Origin of the sequence: Acetivibrio sp. (genome assembly GCF_035371925.1) — a bacterium.
In the GTDB taxonomy this organism is placed as follows: domain Bacteria; phylum Bacillota; class Clostridia; order Acetivibrionales; family Acetivibrionaceae; genus Hungateiclostridium.
The window spans coordinates 1-5,357 of the sequence record NZ_DAORXT010000134.1 but is presented as its reverse complement, the minus strand read 5'-3'; the positions used below and the strand labels follow the sequence as shown (position 1 = coordinate 5,357).

The 5,357-nt window shown below is 37.8% G+C and carries 6 protein-coding genes and 1 pseudogene; 6 read left to right on the top strand and 1 reads right to left on the bottom strand.

What is annotated here, in order from left to right:
- The 3 genes and pseudogenes from PLH43_RS12895 to PLH43_RS12885 form a co-directional block, all read left to right on the top strand.
- Positions 1-392, top strand: a pseudogene (locus PLH43_RS12895) (glutamine synthetase type III); the annotation flags it as partial.
- Between the two features lie 345 nt (positions 393-737).
- Complete coding sequence (locus PLH43_RS12890; RefSeq protein ID WP_324363773.1) at positions 738-1,274, top strand: DUF4865 family protein; 537 nt, start codon at positions 738-740, stop codon at positions 1,272-1,274.
- Between the two features lie 122 nt (positions 1,275-1,396).
- On the top strand, positions 1,397-1,825 hold the full coding sequence (locus PLH43_RS12885) for an N-acetyltransferase (RefSeq protein ID WP_324363771.1): 429 nt from the start codon (positions 1,397-1,399) through the stop codon (positions 1,823-1,825).
- Between the two features lie 128 nt (positions 1,826-1,953).
- On the opposite strand, the gene PLH43_RS12880 is transcribed toward PLH43_RS12885, so the two are convergent.
- The gene (locus PLH43_RS12880) at positions 1,954-3,105 is read right to left on the bottom strand and encodes a cupin domain-containing protein (protein ID WP_324363769.1); all 1,152 of its coding nucleotides are present in this window, start codon (positions 3,103-3,105) and stop codon (positions 1,954-1,956) included.
- Positions 3,106-3,537: 432 nt separating this feature from the next.
- Between PLH43_RS12880 and PLH43_RS12875 the strand changes: the two genes are divergently transcribed.
- From PLH43_RS12875 to PLH43_RS12865, 3 genes are read left to right on the top strand one after another with little or no spacing between them, the layout of a single operon-like run.
- Positions 3,538-3,759, top strand: coding sequence for a hypothetical protein (locus PLH43_RS12875; protein ID WP_324363767.1), 222 nt, complete (start codon positions 3,538-3,540; stop codon positions 3,757-3,759).
- Between the two features lie 8 nt (positions 3,760-3,767).
- On the top strand, positions 3,768-4,724 hold the full coding sequence (locus tag PLH43_RS12870) for a nucleotide disphospho-sugar-binding domain-containing protein (RefSeq protein WP_324363765.1): 957 nt from the start codon (positions 3,768-3,770) through the stop codon (positions 4,722-4,724).
- Between the two features lie 2 nt (positions 4,725-4,726).
- Positions 4,727-5,269 (top strand): PadR family transcriptional regulator, encoded by a 543-nt coding sequence (locus tag PLH43_RS12865; RefSeq protein WP_324363763.1) that lies wholly within the window; start codon positions 4,727-4,729, stop codon positions 5,267-5,269.
- The last annotated feature ends 88 nt before the right edge of the window (positions 5,270-5,357 follow it).

The window sequence follows — 5,357 nt, the reverse complement described above, 5'->3', positions numbered from 1 at the left end:
ATATCAAGACAATACGCATAGAAGCCCTGACCATGATTGAAATGGCAAGCAGGCAGATACTCCCGGCATCGCTGGCTTATGTCAGAAAGGTTGCAGATACCGTTGCTTCCCTTAATGCGGCAGGTGCGGATTCCTCCTTCGTCAAGGAAGAGCTGGATAAGCTTGTTTCACTGACGTCTAGCTTGAAGACATATATCGACACGCTAGGTGCGAAGTTAGAAGAAGTTGATACGCATGAAGGGGATTCGCTGGAGCATGCCCGTGCTTATAAGGATGTCATCATCCCGATTATGAACGAATTGCGCGCTGCTGCCGACAAGCTTGAAACCATAGTGGATGCAAGCTTGTGGCCGATACCCACCTACGGCGATCTCCTGTTTGGTGTTGTTTGATAAAGACGATGAACTGTGCATGAAAGTTCGGTTCTACGTTAAATGTTGAGGATAAACTAAGTAAAATCAAATAGCGTATGTAAACCGGCAGATGATCGGACTTGGTCATCTGCCGGTTTTGTTTTTGGAACCATGTATTTTTGAGATATGGCTAATTTACAACTTCATGATAATTCTTTAAGATTAAAATAGAAATAAAATCTGTGGGGAAAAATAATATTTTGCAAGTGGTGGATTTAAGTTCGGCATATAATAGCAGTCATTTATTGAAAGATGCAAGATTTTTGACTTCGCTTCGTGAGCCGAACCATCCGGATATTAAAATATATAAAAGGAAGTGGAATTATGATTGCATCACAATACAAGATAACATTACCCAGCAACTATGATATGGATATCATAAGAAAGAGAGTAAAGGACAACGGATATAAAACAGATGGATTTTATGGTCTAAAGTTCAAACTTTACTTAATCACAGAAAAGGGGATAAATAATAACTTGCAAAATAGTTATTCTCCATTGTATGTTTGGAAAGATTGTGAAGGATTAAATAAATTCTTGTTTGAGGGGTTTTATGACAATATTTTAACATCATTTGGATGGCAGAACGTAAATATCGGAGTCCTGTTAATTGATGAGACAACGCAAAAAATCAAAGACGCAAACTTCTTATTTGAAGTTGTAGGAGAAATAGAGCCGAAAGAAAGCTTGAACAACTTTAAGAAAAGCATCAAAGACACTATACCGAAAATTGATGCAGAGTATATAATTATTTATAATCCGGACAAATGGAAGTACCATGTATTTTATTTTGTTGATGATTTAGAAAAAGTGAAAACAGAAAAAGGTGTGATTTATACTATCCTTCATATATCACAATAAAGAAATGAGGTGTTTTGAGGTTCCCGGGAACATGCCAGCATTTCGTGCCGGCGATGGCAGCTTGAGATTGAAGATACACTAATGAAATGTAAATCGAATTTTTGAGATTGAGAGGTTTTGTAATGATTAGAAAATTTAAAGAAACTGACTTAGACAGTATAATGAAATTATGGCTTGAGACTAATATTTCTGCACATGATTTTATTGATGAAAAATATTGGAGGAGTAACTATGAAAAAGTAAGAGAAATGATGCCTAAGGCAACAATTTATATTTATGAAGAAAACTCCATTAAAGGATTTACAGGGTTAAGTGGAAACTATATAGCAGGAATATTTGTTGAAGCAAATAGTCAATCAAAAGGAATTGGAAAGGCTTTATTAGATCACATCAAGGGGATAAATAAAGAACTCTTTTTACATGTCTATAAAAAGAATGAAAGAGCAGTTAGATTTTATACAAGAGAAGGGTTTTTTATCGAGGGTGAACAAATTGATACTAATACAAATGAAACCGAACTTGCTATGAAATGGATAAATAAGAAAGATTGATTCTATATATAAGCTCCGTTATTTTCTTATTATCAAAAAACACCTCCCAATGTTAGAATAGCATTTATCATTTGGAGGTGTATAGCAATTCATGACTATTTTTAAAAGATTATTTAGCGGGCAGTAATTCAGACAGAATAGTTTTTGTCGTCTGGATCAGCCGGTGCTTTGAAATCAAAATCCTTAAAGTAGCACACGTTCTGTGGTGTGTTTTTGGCAGGCGGAAATTCAAAGCCTTTGTATTTCACCACAGGATTGCGTTCTTTGCGTAAATTATCAAGGAACTCATCAGGAAGGTTTAATACTGATTTCACCACTTCACGTGGAGTCATGGCGAGCCATTGAGCAAGTGATACATCAGCAAAATGACTGCTGTTAAAGACTTCAAGAAATTGCAGAGGCTCATCGCCAATGTTCTGTACATAATGGAAGCCGCCTACCGGGACATAGCCTACATCTCCGGGACCATAATTAAAAGTACGGGCTTTGGGACCGGGCATAAATACTGTCATTCTTGCTCTGCCCCTAATATAATATTGGAATTCGTCCTGATTGGTATGCCAATGTATCTCTCTCATAGCACCTGGTTCTACTGTTACGAGAGCTGCTGCTACAGTTTTGCAAGCAGGAAAATTGTGACTGTCAAGAATTTGTATGGTTCCTCCGTCGCCTTTGATTGGCTGCACCTTGCAAAGTTCATGCTTGTATGAAAGAGGAACCTTCCCTGTAGGAGAATCTACAGTCTGTGACTCCAAGGTTCCGGGGTCGCCACCGTCTGTAATATATACCTCTTTTTTAGGAATGCTTTTAAAGGTTTCTTCCGGCACTCCGAAGTTTGCCGATAAAACATCCATAGGCATATGGGCAAACAATTCTGAAATAGAGAAGGTATTGTGCTCTGAGTAATCTCCTTTATCAAAGAACATTAAAAACTCACAGCCCTCATGGAGACCTTGGATGCTGTGAGGAATATTTTTGGGAAAAATCCAGCCTTCGCCCGGATAAACATCGGCTACAAAGTTTCTTCCCATTTCATCTACAGCAGTAATACGGCAGCCTCCTACCAGAACGAATCCCCACTCTGATTGCTGGTGGGTGTGCATTTCTCTTACACCTGGGGAAAGATTCATGTTTACAATGGCAAATGTGTCAGAGATAGGGAGCTCCCGCTTGGTGATTTCTCTGGACCAACCACCTGGTCTTAGAATCATATTTGTATCTGAAAACGAAAATTTCAGGTTTGGGATGAGACCTTTATCTGTAGCCGGCGGAACCAGCATATCAGGATTTTCTTTATCGCGATTGATATTCCTTGGGCCAAGATCTAGTGCACCACAGCCATCTGAGCGTATGGGCTCTGGTTTGGTGGAATCCTTTAATTGGTCTAGTTTCTCCTGCAATCTTGTTTGCAAAATTCTTTCCATAAATAGTATAACACGTCCTTTTCCGTTCTGAAGTTATTATTCGCATAACGTTATTATCCACTTATTAGGTATCAATTATTCATTGGAGCAATATCAACAGGCACTCTACTCAGTAATTAAGTACATCTGTTAAATAACAGAAGAAGGTAAAAATGTTCACTTGATTTTGCAATGTTGAAATCACATGGAATTAATCATTTTAATTTAGCTGATATCGAAAGCATATTGACAACTATATCAGAGTGATATATTATATGACTATATCAGGGTGATATAAGGAGAAGGAAAATGAATATTTTATTTGTAAATGCAAACTTGCATGGGCATATTAACCCTACGCTTGGATTAGTTAAGAAATTTACAGAGAAAGGAAATCAGGTCAGCTATTTTTGTTCTGCATCCTTTTCGGAACAGGTAGCAAAGATGGGGGCAAAATGGATTGGATTTGGTAACAAGATGGATTTATTTCTGAAAGAATACCGGCCGACAGACATCCGTTTTTTATGTTGATGGAGTACATGCTTTTATATGATGAAGCAGTGCTGCCGGAGATATTAGGTATTGTAGAAGAAAGTCAGTATAATATGATTATTTGTGATTCTTATTTCGGAGGAGCATGTTTTTTAAAACAGATTGTTAATGTTCCGGTTGTGTGTTCCCACTCTTCTTTTGCTATGAGTAAAGCACCGGTGCCGGAACGAATGCTTATGCCGGGCTCCCATCCCCAATTGGATTATTGCTATCGGATATTAAAGCGAATCTGTGAAAGCTATAATATTGAGGAACCTTCATTAGAACAGGTCTTTACAAGTAAAGGAGATTTAAATATCGTATACACCACTCAGGATTTTAACGGAGATGACGGGGTACATGAGCCGGACTATTTATTTGTCGGTCCGTCCATCGACCGGCTACAGGAAGTAGACAATTTAGACCTTTCCGTGATAGGAGACAGAAAGCTTATATATATATCGCTTGGAAGTGTGAATACAGATTTTTTAGATTTTTATAAGACATGTATCTCGGCATTTCGCAATACGGATTATTATGTATGCGTATCCATCGGAAAGAAGTGTGAAGCCTCACAATTAGGGGAAATACCGCAGAATTTCCTGGTAAAGAGTTTTCTTCTGCAGCTGGAGATTTTAAAGCGGGCTGATGTATTTATTACTCATGCAGGTTTTAACAGTGTGAACGAAGCTCTATACTTTGGAGTTCCTATGCTTGCATTACCTCAGGTCAATGACCAGCATAAAGTGGCCCAGCGTCTTGTTTCTATGGAGCTGGGAATGACAGAAAGCATAAAGGAATTGTCACCAGATATATTGAGATTCAAGACAGAAGCCCTTATAATGAATAGAAAAATCAAGGAAAACTGCATGAAAATTTCTCGGGAAATAAGGAATTTGACTGAGTTTGAACAGACAATATTGAAACTTGAAAAATTTGTTGACACTTGGAAGGGGAGAAAATAAGAATGGCATTAAAGAATAAATCCATATATGCTATTTTAGGTATTCTAAGTCTGTCACCAAGCAGCGGCTATGACATAAAAAAGTACAGTGACAAGGTGCTCTCCGGGTTTTGGAATGAAAATTTCGGACATATTTATCCAACATTGAAAATGATGCTTAAGGATGGATTGATTGAAATCGTTTCTACAGAAAAAAACCAAAAGAAAATAAAGTATGGAATAACTGAAAAGGGAAGGCAGGAGCTTGAGGCATGGCTTTTGGAAGAAACTATTCCGCAGCCGATGCGTTCCGAATTTTTGCTAAAATTATTGTTTTCCAGCAGCCAGCCGAAGGAGAGAGTTATCAATATGCTAAAGAATTATAGAAAACTCCATGAAAAGAATTTGGATAAGTATCTTGAAATGCAAAAGAATCTGGAGCAGGATAACCAGGACATATCGAAAGAGCGAGCCTGTTTTATGAAAGCAATTCTTAGAAGGGGAATCATATCCGGTGAAGCTGTCATACGCTGGTGTGACGAAACAATAGAAGAATTGCAACGTTGACATGTTTTGTAGAACAGATATTATAAAAAATGCCCCGCAGACATCAATTCCATCAACTTAAGCAATGTTGAGAGTGTAGTATTGATGT

What these genes read in the sequence shown, in the direction of transcription:
- PLH43_RS12885 (WP_324363771.1), top strand. Translation starts at nt 1,397, where the DNA reads ATGATTAGAAAATTTAAAGAAACTGACTTAGACAGTATAATGAAATTA.
- PLH43_RS12875 (WP_324363767.1), top strand. Translation starts at nt 3,538, where the DNA reads ATGAATATTTTATTTGTAAATGCAAACTTGCATGGGCATATTAACCCT.
- PLH43_RS12890 (WP_324363773.1), top strand. Translation starts at nt 738, where the DNA reads ATGATTGCATCACAATACAAGATAACATTACCCAGCAACTATGATATG.
- PLH43_RS12870 (WP_324363765.1), top strand. Translation starts at nt 3,768, where the DNA reads ATGCTTTTATATGATGAAGCAGTGCTGCCGGAGATATTAGGTATTGTA.
- PLH43_RS12865 (WP_324363763.1), top strand. Translation starts at nt 4,727, where the DNA reads ATGGCATTAAAGAATAAATCCATATATGCTATTTTAGGTATTCTAAGT.
- PLH43_RS12880 (WP_324363769.1), bottom strand. Translation starts at nt 3,105, where the DNA reads ATGCTGGTTCCGCCGGCTACAGATAAAGGTCTCATCCCAAACCTGAAA.